Annotated in this window: 14 protein-coding genes; 4 read left to right on the forward strand and 10 right to left on the reverse strand. The window is 69.5% G+C overall.

Annotated elements, in window-relative coordinates:
* Positions 1 to 3: 3 nt before the first annotated feature.
* The 5 genes from ABZ939_RS23365 to ABZ939_RS23385 form a co-directional block, all read right to left on the reverse strand.
* The gene (locus ABZ939_RS23365) at positions 4 to 405 is read right to left on the reverse strand and encodes a hypothetical protein (RefSeq protein WP_361858352.1); all 402 of its coding nucleotides are present in this window, start codon (positions 403 to 405) and stop codon (positions 4 to 6) included.
* Entirely contained in the window at positions 402 to 1,145 is a 744-nt protein-coding gene (sdhB, locus tag ABZ939_RS23370) for a succinate dehydrogenase iron-sulfur subunit (RefSeq protein ID WP_361858355.1), read from the reverse strand. Before sdhB ends, ABZ939_RS23365 begins: the two co-directional genes overlap by 4 nt.
* Positions 1,142 to 2,905 (reverse strand): fumarate reductase (quinol) flavoprotein subunit, encoded by a 1,764-nt coding sequence (gene frdA / locus ABZ939_RS23375; RefSeq protein WP_361858358.1) that lies wholly within the window; start codon positions 2,903 to 2,905, stop codon positions 1,142 to 1,144. The genes sdhB and frdA overlap by 4 nt, the downstream gene beginning before the upstream one ends.
* 56 nt (positions 2,906 to 2,961) lie before the next feature.
* The gene (locus ABZ939_RS23380) at positions 2,962 to 3,195 is read right to left on the reverse strand and encodes a hypothetical protein (protein ID WP_361858361.1); all 234 of its coding nucleotides are present in this window, start codon (positions 3,193 to 3,195) and stop codon (positions 2,962 to 2,964) included.
* A gap of 174 nt (positions 3,196 to 3,369) precedes the next feature.
* The gene (locus ABZ939_RS23385) at positions 3,370 to 3,927 is read right to left on the reverse strand and encodes a histidine phosphatase family protein (protein WP_361858363.1); all 558 of its coding nucleotides are present in this window, start codon (positions 3,925 to 3,927) and stop codon (positions 3,370 to 3,372) included.
* 375 nt (positions 3,928 to 4,302) lie between these two features.
* On the opposite strand from ABZ939_RS23385, the gene ABZ939_RS23390 reads away from it, so the two are divergent.
* Positions 4,303 to 6,273 (forward strand): M28 family peptidase, encoded by a 1,971-nt coding sequence (locus ABZ939_RS23390; protein WP_361858366.1) that lies wholly within the window; start codon positions 4,303 to 4,305, stop codon positions 6,271 to 6,273.
* A gap of 15 nt (positions 6,274 to 6,288) precedes the next feature.
* Positions 6,289 to 9,333: a hypothetical protein gene (locus ABZ939_RS23395; RefSeq protein WP_361858369.1), complete on the forward strand. Its 3,045-nt coding sequence runs from the start codon at positions 6,289 to 6,291 to the stop codon at positions 9,331 to 9,333.
* Between the two features lie 131 nt (positions 9,334 to 9,464).
* On the opposite strand, the gene ABZ939_RS23400 is transcribed toward ABZ939_RS23395, so the two are convergent.
* Positions 9,465 to 10,403, reverse strand: a complete 939-nt coding sequence (locus tag ABZ939_RS23400; protein ID WP_361858372.1) for a YhjD/YihY/BrkB family envelope integrity protein — start codon at positions 10,401 to 10,403, stop codon at positions 9,465 to 9,467.
* A 229-nt stretch (positions 10,404 to 10,632) separates the two neighbouring features.
* Here ABZ939_RS23400 and ABZ939_RS23405 point away from each other — a divergent pair, with 229 nt between their 5' ends.
* Positions 10,633 to 11,289 carry a GAP family protein gene (locus tag ABZ939_RS23405; RefSeq protein ID WP_361858375.1) on the forward strand — a complete coding sequence of 219 codons (657 nt, stop codon included), beginning with the start codon at positions 10,633 to 10,635 and terminating at the stop codon, positions 11,287 to 11,289.
* A 258-nt stretch (positions 11,290 to 11,547) separates the two neighbouring features.
* A complete protein-coding gene (locus ABZ939_RS23410; RefSeq protein ID WP_361858378.1) occupies positions 11,548 to 12,834 on the forward strand; it encodes a chloride channel protein in 1,287 nt (428 codons plus the stop codon).
* Positions 12,835 to 12,886: 52 nt separating this feature from the next.
* On the opposite strand, the gene ABZ939_RS23415 is transcribed toward ABZ939_RS23410, so the two are convergent.
* The 4 genes from ABZ939_RS23415 to ABZ939_RS23430 form a co-directional block, all read right to left on the reverse strand.
* The gene (locus ABZ939_RS23415; protein WP_361858572.1) at positions 12,887 to 13,225 is read right to left on the reverse strand and encodes a hypothetical protein; all 339 of its coding nucleotides are present in this window, start codon (positions 13,223 to 13,225) and stop codon (positions 12,887 to 12,889) included.
* Between the two features lie 189 nt (positions 13,226 to 13,414).
* The gene (locus ABZ939_RS23420; RefSeq protein WP_361858381.1) at positions 13,415 to 13,708 is read right to left on the reverse strand and encodes an SHOCT domain-containing protein; all 294 of its coding nucleotides are present in this window, start codon (positions 13,706 to 13,708) and stop codon (positions 13,415 to 13,417) included.
* Positions 13,709 to 13,764: 56 nt separating this feature from the next.
* On the reverse strand, positions 13,765 to 14,226 hold the full coding sequence (locus ABZ939_RS23425; RefSeq protein ID WP_361858384.1) for a DUF6325 family protein: 462 nt from the start codon (positions 14,224 to 14,226) through the stop codon (positions 13,765 to 13,767).
* A gap of 451 nt (positions 14,227 to 14,677) precedes the next feature.
* A complete protein-coding gene (locus ABZ939_RS23430; protein ID WP_361858387.1) occupies positions 14,678 to 15,670 on the reverse strand; it encodes a CocE/NonD family hydrolase in 993 nt (330 codons plus the stop codon).
* Positions 15,671 to 15,713: the final 43 nt, after the last annotated feature.

Here is a 15,713-nt window from a genome sequence, read left to right on the forward strand (position 1 = left end):
GCCCTACCCCTTCAGGATCAGCCATGCCGTGGCCGCCGTCAGGAGCGCCCACAGCAGGTAGTGCAGTGCCACGATCGAGCGTGGCCGGACGCGGCGGCCGCGCAGTCGTACCACCATGGCGCGCGGTGCCAGGTTGAACCACGTCAGGGTGTGCAGCAGGACGAAGAGCAGGGCGATCGTGTTGAGCAGGATCATCCACCAGTCGGCGCTCCAGTCCTGGAACCGCTCGTACTCGGCCCTGCCGTCGGCGATCGCGCCGACCATGAGCAGCAGGAACACGACGAACCAGGCGATGAAGACGCTGCTGAGTTCGCGCAGCACGAAGACGAGGTAGGCGCGGCGCCCCAGCCACCAGAAGGTGGGGACGGGCTTGCGGTACAGGGCCGGCCGCGGCGTCCCGCTCATCGCGCGCCCCGGGGCCACAGAAGGTCCTTGAGCGACTGCGTGGCCGCCGTCAGCTTGTAACGCTGGATGGCGCCTGCCGGGTCGACCCCCTTGGGGCAGGCCGTGGTGCACTCGCCGACCAGCGTGCAGGCCCAGACGCCCTCGGCCGACGACAGGACGTCGCGCCGGTCGGCGGCTCCCTCGTCCCGCGTATCCAGGTTGTAGCGCTGCGCGAGAGCGATGGCCGCCGGGCCGACGAAGTCGGGGTCGAGCGCGTACACCGGGCAGGCCGAGTAACAGAGCATGCAGTTGATGCACATGCTGTACTGCTTGTACGCGTCCATCTCGTCCGGCGTCTGCAGATACTCGCCCCCCTCGATCAGCCGGTGCTCGTCCCGGATGATCCAGGGCTTGACCTCGGTCAGCTTGTTCATGAAGTCGCCGATCTCGACGACGAGATCACGGATGACGGGGAAGTTGGCGAGCGGTTCGACCCGTACCGGGCCGGGAGCCGAGTCGGTCAGAAAGGCCGAACAGGTCAGCTGGGGCTCGCCGTTCACGGTCATGCCGCAGCTGCCACAGATGCCCATCCGGCAGGACCAGCGGTAGGAGAGCGTGCCGTCCAGGTGGTCCTTGATGTGGTTGAGTCCGTCGAGGACGGTCCACTCCCTGCGCAGCGGCACCTCGTACGACTGCCAGGTCGGCTCGGTCTCCTGCTCCGGCCGGTAGCGGGCCACCTGGAGGGTGATCCGGTCCGTCATGGCTCCTGCCTCCCGTACACGCGTTTCCCGGGTGCCCAGCGGGTGACGGTCACCGGCAGGTACTCCACCCGCGCGGTGCCGTCGGGTTCACGGTGGATCAGCGAATGGGCGAGGTACCGTCCGTCGTCCCGCGTGGGGAAGTCGGTGCGCTGGTGCGCGCCCCGGGACTCCTCGCGGCGCAGCGCGCTGTCGACGATGCTCCCCGCCACGTCCAGCATGAACGACAGTTCCAGCAGGGCGATCAGATCGGTGTTGAACGTCCTGCTGTGATCGTCGACGGCGGCACCGCCGAACCTCGCCCGCAGATCGAGCAGCGTGTCGGCGGCCGTGGTCAGGGAGCCCCTGTCCCGGTAGATCCCGGCGCCCTTCTCCATGGTGTCCTGCATGGCGGTGCGGATGTCCGCGATGTGATCCCGCCCCTCGGCATGGTGGGCGACCAGGCGCTCAAGCCGGCGATGTTCGTCCCGGGCCTGCGCGAGGATCGCGCTGCTGGGTCCCGACTCCGCGGAACGCGCGGCGCGCACGGCGTACTCGGCGGCGGCCCGGCCGGCGCGGGCACCGAAGACCAGCAGCTCCGGGAGGGAGTTGGAGCCAAGCCGGTTGGCGCCGTTGATGCTGACGCAGGCCACCTCGCCGGCGGCGTACAGACCGTCGAGACCGGTGGCGCCGTGGATGTCGGTGTGGATGCCGCCCATCATGTAGTGGACCACGGGCCGCACCGGGATCAGCTCCCGGACCGGGTCGATGTTCTGGTACTTCAGGCACAGCTCCCGTACGAAGGGCAGCTTGGTGTCGATGAGTTCCGCCCCCAGATGGCGCAGGTCCAGGTGGACGACGGGCCCGTGCGGCGTGGAGGTGGTCCTGCCCTTGTCGAGCTCGTGCACGAACGCCTGGGAGAGCCGGTCCCGCGGCCCCAGCTCCATGCTGCGCAGCACCGGCTTCGGTTCGGGCGTGCCGAGGTCGTAGTCCTGCAGATAGCGGTAGCCGTCCTTGTTGAGGAGCCAGCCGCCCTCGGCGCGCGTGGCCTCCGTGATGAGGATTCCGGTGAAGGGCAGACCGGTGGGGTGGTACTGGACGAACTCCATGTCCTTCAGCGGTGCGCCGGCCCGGTAGGCCAGGGCCATGCCGTCGCCTGTCTTGATGTTGGCGTTGGTGGTGAACGGGTAGACCCGTCCGCACCCTCCGGTGCACACGATGACGGAGCGCGCGGTGATGGTCTCGACCCGGCCGGTGGCCAGTTCGATCGCCACCACTCCGCGTACCTTCCCGTCGTCGACGAGCAGGGTGCTGACGAACCACTCGTCGTACCGCACGATGTCCCGGTACGACAGCGCGGTCTGGAACAGCGTGTGCAGGAGATGGAACCCGGTCTTGTCGGCGGCGAACCAGGTGCGCATCTTCTTCATGCCCCCGAACGCCCGCACGGCGATGTGCCCGTCGTCCTGGCGGCTCCATGGGCAGCCCCAGTGTTCCAGGCGGAGAAGTTCGCGGGGCGCCTCGGCGACGAACGCCTCGACGGCGTCCTGGTCGCACAGCCAGTCCCCGCCGGACACGGTGTCGTAGGCGTGCTCGTCGAGGCTGTCGTCGCTGCCGGCGACGGCGGCGGCCCCGCCCTCGGCGGAGACGGTGTGACTCCGCATCGGGTAGACCTTGGAGATGATCGCCACACTCAACCGTGGATCGGTCTCCGCGATGGCGATGGCCGCGCGCAGCCCGGCGCCTCCGCCGCCGATCACCACGACGTCATGGGAAGCGGTCATGTCACCACCTGCCTGTCGGCTGTGCCGTGCGCGCGTGTGCGCTCCTGGGTGGCCTGTCAGGCCTCGTGCTCGCCGCTGCTCTCGTCCAGCACGACGGTGCCGTCGTGGCGGACGATCCTGACGCGGAGGCTGCCGTCGTGGAACTCGCGGCGGACCTGTCGGCAGCCGCATGCGTAGATCACCCTGTCGATGAACAGCCCCGCGGTGTCGTCCTCCTGGTAGCGCAGCCCGTCGACGACGCACCCGCACGGTGCCCGTTCCTCGGTGAAGTCGATGGTGTTGCCGACCATCGCCCACCTCCTCGACGGCCGCGCCCGGCGCCGCCGGCCGATCGCTGTACGTAGCCGCGGGCGCACCCTTTGGCATGGTTGGGCTCCTCATGCCCGGTGCCGGCGCTCACAGTGAGCGTACCGCCGGCGGATCGCCGCCGCAGACCCGGCGGAACGCCGTCCCGCAGGGCCGGCTCACCCCTGCCCGCGTGGCACGGCGAGGCCGGTCAGGAGCGCGGTGCCCGGCGCGAATCCGGACCATGTGCCATGCCGGGTCAGCACGGCGATGGCAGAGGTGGGGAACTTCGCCTCGGCGCGCTGCAGTGAGTCGCCGACAGCCTCGCCGGCGAGCAGCGTGATCAGGTCCTGAAGGCCCGGATTGTGGCCGATCAGCAGCAGGGTCCACACATCGGCCGGCACTTCGCGTACGACGTCGAGAAGGCGGTGGCTGTCGGCCGCGTAGATGCGCCCGTCGTGGCGGGTGGGCGGGGTGCCGTCCATTTCGGCGGCGGCCAGCTCCCATGTCGAGCGGGCCCGCCGCGCGGTGGAGCACAGGACGAGGTCGGGCAGGCACTCGGCCTCCGCCAGCCAGCGGCCGGCCGCGGGGGCGTCGCGCAGGCCGCGCGGTCCGAGGGGACGGTCATGGTCGGGAACACCCTCGGGCCACGCGCTCTTGGCGTGCCGCAGGACGACCAGCCGCCGGGTCTCCCGATGATCCCGGTGCGCCCCGAATCGAATGTCGTCGATCGCCACGGCCGTCCTCACCCTTGGACCAGCAGCACTGAAAAAGCTTCAACTCAAAAATATCACCGCCGCGGAGTTCCTGACGGGTCATCATCTACTTGAAAAACCAACCGTTTCCCCGCTGAACGAGCGGGTATCAACTATCTTCCGCCCAGTTGCAGCGGCTGCACTGCCCACTCACCATGATGTGAAGAGGCCCGCGTCGTGAGCGCCCTGTGAGCAATCGGAATCGGCTCAGGTGAACGGCGCACGGAGACGCACGGAGAACATCGCACTCGTCGAATCCCCATCGCGTCGATGATTTCAGGGTCCTGAACCGAAGCCGATCGGCCAATTCATCTTTTCGCGTCGACGCAGCCTGCATGCGCCGAGGAGGATCCGTCAATGGCTGAGAACTTGGAAAATGTCGTCTTCTTGGACATCGGAAACACGCTCGCCTCCGTGCGAGTCTCCGTGGACCAGCAAGATATCGAAAGCCTCACGGTCTATCCGGGCATCCCGCTCATACTGGAGAAGCTCCGCGAGAAAGGCGCCCGGCTCGGAATCCTCTCCGACCGGGGCACCATTCCGGAGGAGCGCGTCAATGCCGCGCTGAATCGGGCCGGCCTGCTGGCACACTTCGATCAGCAACTGATTCTCTACGGCCGGAAGAATTCCACGCTCCTCTTCGAGCAGGGCGCCGCCGAGGCACGGAACTCCGGGGGAAACGGGAGACCTCGGCTGCTGTTCGTGGGCGAGGATGCCACCGAGCGGTCCTTCGCCCGGCTCGCGGGCTTTCTCGTCGCCCCGCATCCCAGCCTCGCGTCGGCCGTGCTGGACCAGCTCATGCCGCTGCACTATCTGCGCATCCACGTCCCTGAGGCGACAGCGAAACGCGCGGAGGGGAACGGATCGGACTGGCAGTCCCTGCTGAGGGAACAGGCCCTGGTTCCGCTGTACCGCTCGGTGCGCCGCGAAGCCCCGTACTCGGCCGAGGTGTACGCCGTGGCGGATGCTGCGACCGCGCTGAAGCTGGACGACCTCGGGTTCCCCGTCGACCGTCTGGGTGTGGAGAACGAGCCGCTCACCACGGATCTCTACCTGCTCCGCGACGACCGGCAGATCGACAGCGGCTTCGGATCGCCGAACGGGAACGCCTTCGACCGCTTCGCCGACAACGGTTCGGCACACAGCGTGCTCGCCTCCTCCCCGGAGGGTCTGTTCGTCGCGATCCCCGCCGGGCGTTCCGTGGAGAGCTACCACTTCGACGGCGCGCTGCACGGCCACAACCTGAAGCTGCAGGCCACCCCGGCGCTCCTGGACGGTGCCGCGAACGGTGTCACGCGGACCGCGGCGGCGCCCCCCGGGGCACCACGCGAGCACGACACGTTCGACGCGGTCGACACACAACTGACGTCCACGGAACGGAACCTCATCACCGACAACATCACCACCGAACAGGTGAACGGGGAGGTGGAGCGGTACGCCGGCGCCCGTCCGGCGTCCGAGACCGTGACCATCCGCAGCCGTCACATCCATCACCCGGACAACGCCGCCGCGGTCCGCACCCTCGTAGCCGACCTCACCTCCGCCGGCTCCGGCCTGCTGACGGTCCGGACCCACCGGTTCGTCCATGAGGGCCGCTCCTACGACAACGTGGAAGCGACGCTCCCCGGCTCCGGTCTCGACGGTGTGGTCCTGGTGACCGCGCACATGGACTCGACGGCCGCACGGCAGCCCGGATACCGCTCACAGGTGGACCCTGCCCCCGGCGCCGACGACGACGGCAGCGGGGTCGCCGGCGTCCTGTGCGCGGTCAGGGCGATGCTGGCGCTGCGTGCCGGAGTCGACAGCCCACGCCGCGAGATCCGCTTCGTCTTCTTCAATGCGGAGGAACACGGCCTCGTGGGTAGTTTCTTCTACGCGCGGGACCAGAAGCAGCTCGGCACGGACATCGTGGCCGTCCTGCAGATGGACATGATCGGCTACGACGTCGAGCAGCCCCGGGCCTTCGAGCTGCACGCCGGATTCACGCCCGACGCGACCGTGGAGGCCCGCTCGGTCCAGCTCGCCAAGCTGATCGCCGCCGCGACCTCGCAGATCTCGCCGAACCTGCCCGCTCCCCAGATGTACCCGGGGGCCGGCAACGGGCGCGACCCGGGCGAGGAACGCAGCGACCACACCAGCTTCCAGCTCCACGGGTACACGGCGTGCCTGGTGTCCGAGGACCTCTTCCCCGGCCCCGGGCCCCTCGCGCCGAACATGGAACGCAACCCGAACTATCACCTCCCCGCCGACAGAACGATCAACGCGGATTACGCGACGGACCTCGCCCGCGCCACGACCGCCGCGGCCTGGCTCACCGCCACCCGGTAGCGAAAAGGAATCACCATGACATTCGAGCTCACCGAGAACGTCCACCACGAGAACAACGGCGCGGTGCGGCAACTGGAACACTTCCAGCAGCCGTTCGTGGCGGTGCCACCCGACGGCGGGGATCTCGCCGAGCGCGGCGTCGCCGGGGCGCCGGCCGCGACGGCACAGATTCTCGCGGCGAGTTATCTGCGGGAGGTCGCGCCCGTCTACGGAATCGACGAGGCCGTGCTGCCGGGCAACGGCGAATACCTCACGGACCGACGGAACGCCGCAGCGCCCTCCCCCGGCCACAGCACCCTGGAACTCGCGGAGGAAAAGGAGGTCATGGGCACCACGCTCGTCTCCTACCAGCAGAAGTACGACGACCTTCCCGTGTGGGAAGCGGGTGTGAGCGTCAGCATCCAGCCGGAACCCATGCGGGTCACCGCGTCCCAGAGTTCGTTCCGGACGGACGTGGAGCTGCCGGAGGAATCGCTGCACGGCGGGCAGTACGGTCCGGGCGACCTCACTCCGGGAGTGCTCACCACCCTGCTGGGCGTGCGCACCAGCGACACACCGACGGTCAACGCGACTCCGCGGCAGCTGATCTACCAGTACGACCCGGACCAGAGGCTCGACCCGGAGACCCGCACCACGCCGACCGAGAAGCTGGCGGCGGCGCCGCCCACGCTGCCGCTTCCACCCGTCCCCGACGCCATCACTCCGCAGCACTACTACCGCGTGACCGAGGTGCTGTTCTCCCTGCCCGTCGAGGATTACTCCTTGCTCAACTGGCGCGCCTTCGTCGAAACCACCACGGGAGCGGTCCTCTACCTGCGGGCGCTGACGGCCTGTGCCACCGGCCTGATCTACCGGACCGACCCTCTGACGGCCGGCGCTCCGGCCGCACCGGCGACCGGCTCCGCGGCAGCCCTCAACCCCTTCCGCTCCTCGGCGGTCCTGGAGGGTCTCACCAACGGTGACCCACAACACCTCAGGGGCGCGTTCGTGGAGGTCGTGGACACGTCTCTGCCGGTCGCCGCCCCGCCCAACGCGCCGAATCCGCCGGCCAACTTCTTCTTCGACGCGCCCGCACGGGAGTTCGCCGCGGTGAACGCCTACCACCACTGCGACTGGCTGTTCCGTCACATGCAGGAGATGGGCTTCAACCTCTCGAGCTACTTCGACGGGACCCGCTTCCCGGTGCCCGTGGACGCCTGCGGCTTCAGCGACAACATCAACGCGCGGGCGCCCGGCAACACGGCCGGCACCGGCTCCGGCGGCTTCGTGTTCGGCCTGGCCGGATCGCCGTTCCCGGCGGTCAGCATCGCCGCCGACCGACGCATCGTCCTGCACGAGTTCGGCCACACGATCCTCTGGGACAGCGTCCATTCCCCGAACTTCGGCTTCGCGCACAGCGCCGGTGACAGTCTGGCCGCGGTGTACATGGACCCGGAGTCCTCACTCAGAACCGACCCGGTGCGCCGGTTCCAGACCTTCCCGTGGGTTCTGCCCGACCGGAATCACGGCCGTGCGGTGTCCGCCGGGTGGGGATGGGGCGGGCTGGAAGACGTCGGCAGCTACTCGAGCGAGCAGATTCTGTCGACGACGCACTTCCGTCTGTACCGGTCGCTCGGCGGGGACTCCGCGGACGTCAACCGTCGCAAACTCGCGGCGCGCCAGACCATGTACCTCATCTTCAAGGCGATCGGGTCCCTGGCCAGCAGCCCCGTGACCCCCACACCGAACCCCAAGGTGTTCGCGACCGCCCTGATGAACGCCGACATCGGCACCGCCAACTTCGAGGGCTACCGCGGCGGTACGTTCCACAAGGTGGTCCGCTGGAGCTTCGAGAAGCAGGGCCTCTACCAGCCTCCCGGTGCCTCGACGCCCGTGACGAAGCCTGGCGCACCGCCGGACGTCGACGTCTACATCGACGACGGCCGCAACGGCGAGTACGGGTACCAGCCGTCGCACTGGGAGTGCACGGACATCTGGAACCGGCTGACGCCGAGCGCGGGAGGCGGCGGCGGAGTGCATGAGACACCCGTCGTCGGACGGGTGAACCACGCCTACGTACTCGTCAGGAACCGGGGCACCAAGCCGGCCAACAACGTGGTGGTGCGCGGCTATTCGGCCAACCCGGGCGTCGGCCTTTCCTGGCCGGGCGACTGGAAGCCGATGGTCACGGCACAGATCACGGTGCCCGGTGGCATCCCGCCGAACGGCAGCACGGTCGTCGGCCCCTTCCACTGGAAGCCGGCCACGGTCGGCCACGAGTGCATGTTCATGGAGGTCAGCGCCACCGGTGACCTGAGCAACATCGACCCCGGCACGTTCTTCCCCTGCGCGGCCGGACCCACGGCGGAGTGGCGCCTCGTGCCGTTCGACAACAACCTCGCACAGCGCAACGTCGCACCGGTGCCGGGCGGCGGCGGCCTTCGCGGGCTGCTCTCGGGATTCGTGAACCGCAGCTTCATGGTGCGCAATCCGCTCAACGGCGAAGCCCGCATCACACTCAAGACCGAGCTTCCGCCGTTCCTGGCCGAGCGAGGCTGGCGGATCCGGGTCGGTCACAGTGACACCCAGTTCGCCTTCGGTCTGGCGGCCGGCGCCGAGCGCCAGGTCACCGTGAGCCTGAGTCCCGGCCAGAACTTCACCCGTGACGAGGTCCTGCACGTGGGCCGTCCCCTCTCGATCCGCATCACCGCCTCGGCCGACGGCGTCACCTTCGGTGGCATGACCTACCGACTCGACCCCGACATGACCGTGGCGCCCGACGAGACGGAGGAGGGCGTCCAGCTCTCCCCCGACGACCCGGCGATCGACGCGATGATCGAGGACGCCGGCCTCCAGGAAGCGGATGCCCCAAGTGGGGCGGGGGAAGGCTCGCCTTCCGCCGCGGCGGTCCACCGCACGGAGGACGGTGCCGTGAACGGTGACGTGGACAACCTCCTCGCCCAGCTCGGTTCGTCCGATGCCCTGCGCGACCGCGTCCAACGGATCACGATGCGGGAGGTCAACATCGAGATGGACGACCCCCGCGGTCCGCAGACCGACCCTGGCGGCTCCCCGCAGTAACGACCGCCGGTTCGACCGAAGCGACCACCCATCGATGACGCCACGTGCCGACCGTGCCCCGCTCGGGGGCGTGGTCGGCACGTGGCTGAGCCGAGCATGCGGCCTCCGCGGCCGGCGCCGACGAGCAGGGATCACGAGTCGGCCGGTGGTTCGGGGGTACCCAGGCGGCGAGCCGCCCAGGGTTCGCGAGCGACCACGGCACCGGCGGTGACGCACAGGGTCACGACCACGCAGAGGGTGATGAGCCAGGACAGCAGAGTGAAGACCGCGCCCAGCGAGCCGTACTTGTCCAGGCTGTGGTTGAGGACCCGGGGCACGTACAGCGACGCGGTGGAGGTGAGGACGCTCAGGGCGGCTCCGGTCAGCAGGGCGCCCGGCAACAGCGCCGGCCACGGCACGCGCGCGGCCAGCAGCAGGTGCTGCGTCCACCACCACATGCCGATTTCCGTGAGCAACAGCAGCGGCAGGCCCAGCCACAGGCCGAGGCCGAAGCCGGTGTGCAGGCTCCCCGACAATCCGATCATGACCATCCACGCCGCGAGCCAGGCGACCCAGCGCCAGGCGGCCACCCGCGCGCTCGCGCCCCGCAGGCTCCAGGCGCGCTCGCACAGCCGTTGCATGGCACGGCTGCACGCGGTGGCCGAGATCAGCACCATCAACCCGCTGACGGCACCGGTGGTCTGCCGCAGCTCGTCGGAGGGGTCACCGGTGCCCAGGAGGGCCTTGTTCAGTTCGGACTCCGCACCCCCGGTCAGACCGAAGAGAGCGTGCACGGAGCTGACGAACTGCTCGCGCAGCCCCTGCGGGGCGATGGACGCGACCACGAACAGCAGAGGGACCGCCGTGAGGAACGTCTGGGCGGCCAACCTCGTCGCCGAGTCGAGTACGTTCACCGAGATCAGGTGCGACATGAGATGCGTGATCAGCGGAAACCGTGCCTCGAGCCGGGTCCGCAGCCTTGTCACCCGGGACCACAGCGAGGCGCCGGACTTCCGGCGCCGCTCGCGCCGCCGGTCCCGGCGCGACCTGCGGTCGGCGCGGCGCCGTCCGGCCCCTGTCGCTGGCTGCATGCTGCCAGGGTGCCGCCCGTGCGACCGCCCGGCTCGCGGCGCGAGTGCGGCAAGGACCGTACGGGTGAACCATGCACGCACAAGGTGGCAGGACAGGCGGGCTGCGGGGCCGTCAGGTCCGACGGGCCCCGCCTTCGAGGATTTGTGGCGTTTCGGTGGGGCGGTGAGGATGAGGCCATGAGCGAGAGCGGCCCGGCGGCCGTGCCCTCAGGGCTGTGCGGGGGCTGCCATGGTGCTTGACCTGGTGGTCATCGGGTTGGGAATCGCGGTGTTCCCGCTGTCGGTGACCGCGTTCGTCCTGGTGCTCTCGGCGCCGGGCGGTACCTGGAAGGGCCTGGCCTTCATCCTCTCCTGGCTCGCCTGCTTCGTGGCCGTCCTGGCCATCGTGCTGGTTGCCACGGGTGGCAAGCCTCCGGCCCCCAAGTCCCCTCCGTCCACCGCCTCGTCCGCCGTCAAGCTCGCCATCGGCGTGGGGCTGGTCGTGTACGGCTGGCACCGGCACAAGGCCCGCAAGCGAACCGGCCACCGGCACAGGTCCTCCGTCGGGATGATGGCACGGCTCGACCGGATCTCCGTATGGACCGCGGCGGCACTGGCTCCGATGCTCCAGCCGTGGGGGCTCGTGGCGGCCGGCGCGGCGACGGTGGTGGGCGCCGACCTGTCCCACACCTCCTCCTACGTGGCTCTGTTCGCGTACTGCGTCCTCGCCACGAGCAGTCTGCTGGCGATGGAGCTCTACGCGACGTTCGCACCCGACTCGGCCCGCGCGCGCCTCGGGAAACTGCGCACGTGGCTCCAGACGCACACGGACCAGGCCCTCGTGGTCGTCGCCTTGGCGGCGGGGTTGTTCCTGGTGGGCAGGAGCATCTACCAACTGACGTCCTGACCCCGTCCCAGCGGGGTCTCGCGGGAGCGGCGATGGGTTCGACCGGCGAACCGGTCGCCGACGGCAGCAGGCTTAACAGTGTCGTCCACATGGTATGTACGCCCGCATATCCATCGATACCGCCACCCCACGTCCGGCCGACCCGGCCGCCCGGCGTGGCGCCGAGCCAAGGAGGACCCCATAGCCGGAACCGCATCGCAGGGCCGCTCCGCGGCTGCGCCGGGAAGTCAGCCTCAGGAAGCCGACCTGCTGCGGGCCATGCTGCGCCGACCGGAGTACCGCAGGGCACTGGTGTTCTGCGGGCTCATCGGGATTCCGGTGGCGCTCATCGCATTCTGGTTCCTCGTGGCGCTCCACCAGCTGGAGCAGCTGCTCTGGACGGACTGGCCCAAGGACCTGGGGTGGAAGCAGGCCCCCTGGTGGTGGGGGCTCGCGCTGCTGCCGGTGGCCGGCCTCGTCGTCGGTCTGGTGGTCGCACGCCTTCCCGGCCGGGGCGGGCACATTCCGGCGGGCGGGCTGCACTCGGGCGGGGTCACGAAGGAGGCGCTGCCCGGTGTCGTGATCGCTGCGCTGGTCGGTCTGCCGCTCGGCGTCGTGCTGGGCCCGGAGGCACCGCTGATCGCCCTCGGCGGCGGGTTGGCGCTGTTCTTCGCGGGCCTGAACCGGGCGCCGCAGACCGAAGCGAGCACGGCACTGCTCGCTGCGGCCGGGGCGGCGGCGGCCATCTCCGCGCTCTTCGGCAATCCGTTGGTGGGCGCCGTGCTGCTGATGGAGGTGGCCGGGGTGGGCGGGCCGCAGCTGTTCGCGGTGATGCTGCCGGCCCTGCTGGCCAGCGGGGTGGGAGGCCTGATCTTCACCGGGTTCGTCCACTGGACGGGCTTGGAGACGGGAACCCTGGACATCGGCCTGCCCACGCCGCCGCCTCTCGACTGGGGGGACGTGCTGTGGGTGCTGCTGCTGGCGCCGGCCCTCGCGTTCTTCGTCCACTGGACCTTCGTGGGCGGCCGGTTCGCCGCCGGTTTCGTGGCGAACCGGCCGGTGCGGAACACCGTTCTGTGCGCGTTGGGCGCGGCGGTCTGCGTCACCCTTTTCGCCGTCACCACCGGTCGTTCGCCGGCCGATGCGGCCCTTTCCGGCGAGGCCACTCTGTCCGACCTGGCGAAGGACCCGCACGCCTGGTCGGTGGGCGCCCTCATCGCGGTGCTGGCCTTCAAAGGGCTGGCGTACGCGCTGTGTCTGGGCAGCTTGCGCGGTGGCCCGGTCTTCCCCGCTCTGTTCCTGGGTGGGGCGGCCGGTGTCCTGTTGGCCCCGCTGCCCGGCCTGGGGCTGGTGCCGGCGATGGCGGTGGGGATGGCGGCCTCGCTGACCGCGGCCCTGCGGCTGCCGGTGAGCAGCGTCATCCTGGTCGTACTCCTGCTGGGCAACGTGGAAACAGTGGCGCTCGTGGTGCTGGCCGTTGCCGTGTCGTTCGTCGTCACCCAGCTTCTGCCGCAGGGTCCGCACATCCCCGCGTTCAGCGACCGGCGGGACGGTCGAGCGCGTTGAAGCGGGGGTCGCGATCAGCCGACCCCCGCAACTCGTGCAGCCCGCGGTGCGGTCAGTGTCCGTGCGAGACGCGTGGTGCCGCGCACAGCGCCCAGATGACGATGACGTCGATCGCGATCAGCAGAAGGGCCCAGAACGGGTAGTACGGCAGCCACATGAAGTTCGCGATCATGCCGAGACCTGCCAGCGCGACACCGATCATGCGCGCCCACAAGGCTCCCTTGAACAGGGCGAAACCCGCGAGCACCATGACGATGCCCAGGATCAGGTGGACCCAGCCCCAACCGGTCAGGCTGAACTGGTAGACGTAGTTGCGCGTGCTGACGAACACGTCGTCCTTGGCAATGGCTGCGATGCCTTGGAAGAGGGTCATGAAGCCGACGAAAATCATCAGCACCGCGGCGAACACCACCCATCCCCCGACGGCTGTGCCGCCGTGTGCGGGGTCGTGCCGGGTGTCGCCTCCCTCGGCGCCTCGGACGTTACTGGACATGAGACTCTCCTTCGGCTCTACCCGACCTACCGAACACCCCGAGCGACAACCCACCTTCTCGATGTGCGCATCGACCGCGGCAAGCGGTCAGAGGGCGAGGATCCTGCTCTTCTGGGCCGCGAACTCCTCCTCGGTCAGCACGCCCTGTTCCTTCAGCTGTCCGAGCTCCTTGAGCTGAGCGATCTTGCTGTTCATGTCGTCGCCCGGTGCGGCAGGCGCGGGTGCCGGTGCTTGTGCCGGCGCCGGTGCGTACCGTTCGGCCTGCACCGCGTCCTGCTCGGCCCAACGGCCCGCCTGGCGCCGCGAGACCCTGTTGGAGACCGCGGTCGCCGTCCCGGCGACCACCGCGGTGCGCGCCACCCCTCGAAGAAGTCCTGGCATGTCGGTCCTCCTTGGCCGCTTTCTAGTGGATCGGCTTCCTCAGTCGGACGGGGGCGTCAAGCGGCGGATCTGCCGCCCTCCGCCGCCTCCGCGGCTTCGAGCGAGGCAAGGAGCGCCTGCACAGGGATGCGCCCGCCGGCCACGAGTTGCGCGCCGCCACGCCGCAGGGCACGCGCGAGGGGAGCGGCCCAGAGGTTCTCGTAGATCAGGATCCCGGCCGAATTGCCCGGCTCGAGTGCCATCCCCGCCTCGTCGAGGTCGTCCTGACCGAGCAGTCCGGACGAGGACCCCTCGAACACGGACAGGTCGACGTCGCCGTCAGCATCCAGATCCCTCAGTTCCAGAGCGACGACGCTGCCGTCGGCGTCCTTCCGAACGAACAGAAGATCGAGAATGCGGACGATGCCTCTGTCGACCAGGTCGAGGAGCAGAGGAAAGCCCTCGCCCGTCATCCGGTTGCCGGGGAACTCGATGACCAGATAGTCGATCGGCCCCATGTCCTCGAAATCTTCGCTCATGTCTGCTCCACGCACAGCTGGGAGGAACCTGACCACACCCCCCCACCTGCGTCGCTTCTCGACGGACGTGACCGAACGCCCGGACGCAGCATTGCCTCCATTGCAGCATTCACCCGAGCGCTTCGCACGTTCACGAGAAAGGGGATCCGCTCAGGACCTCAAAGTGTTCCGGGGGGGCGTCGCCGCCCTCGTCCGTCGTACCCGAGACCCTCGATCAGCCGCATGGCGCGGCTTGCGCCTGCGCCAACCGCCCGCGTCCCCGAGACCACCTGCAACTGGAGAACCGTCCCCGGACCGGCGGGGCCGGATCCTGTCCCTCGCCATACGCTCGGGGTTGTTTCAGCGGAGGTTGGTGGACACGAACAAGAACAACCCGGAGCGTCAGTGCGGCTGAGCTTCCTGGGACGGCCAACTTGGCTGCCACCACTGATAGTGGCTCCGATGGCACTGGTCATGCCGCCCCCTTTCCGGAACCCAGTTGCTGAAGCATCCGTGCTTGATCGGCCAGGAACCCGGCGGTGTACAGCTTCCTCGGTGCGAGGACCGCGGTCAGCGTCAGGCGCCACCGCGAGCTCTCCACCTCGTGGTCCACCAGGGAATGGGCGGCGTCGGGATAGTGCACCACCGTCAGGGACGCCGCCGGAAGGGTCCTGCGGTAGACGGCTTCCGTGTCGGCGACGTCGACGTTGACGTCATGGCCGGCCAGCACCAGCAGGACCGGCGTACCGCGCATGGCGCGCAGGTCCGCGGTCGCATCCGACCGGTAGTTCCTGGCGATGAACGACCACCGCGCCGCCGTCATACCGCCCACGTCGCCGACCGCGGCGCGGTATTCGGCAAAGGACGCCCCGCGTTCCAGCAGGCCCAGGGTGGTCTCCCGCCTGCGCAGCGCCGCGTCCCGCTCCTCGGCGCCGGCGCCGTCCCGGCGCAGTTCGGCGAGAAGGTTGTAGCGCCCCTGCTGCAGCCAGTTGACGGCCGGGGAGACGGCGACGACGAACTGCAGATGCCGGTCCTCTGCGGCGACCTTGGGCAGGACCCAGCCCGCCTGGCTCGCTCCCCACAGGCCGATGCGACGGCCGTCGATGTCCGGGCGGCCACGGGCCCAGGCCACTGCGGCCAGGGTTTCCTCCGCCCGGTCCGCCATGCTCTGCTCCAGCCAGTCGCCCTCGGAGCCGCCGACCCCGGGCTTGCTCAACGACAACGAGGCATACCCGGCCCGGGCGAAGGACTCCCACAGCGGCCGGTAGAACGTTTCGTGCGTCGCGTCGACCGGCCCGTCGCCGTGGACGAAGACGACCAGGCCGAACGGCCCGCCACCCACCTCGGGCCGGGCCAGCACCCCCTCGAGCAGCTTTCCGTCGTGCCGCAGCGACACCTTCTCCTCGCGCAGCGCGTAGGTGTTCTGCCACACCACCACCCAAGCGAGTCCGGCAGTCACCAGCATCACTCCGGCCAGTGCCCCCACCGCCCACCGCCATCTGCGCCGC

The organism is Streptomyces sp. NPDC046712, assembly GCF_040645695.1.
Classification (GTDB): Bacteria; Actinomycetota; Actinomycetes; order Streptomycetales; family Streptomycetaceae; genus Streptomyces.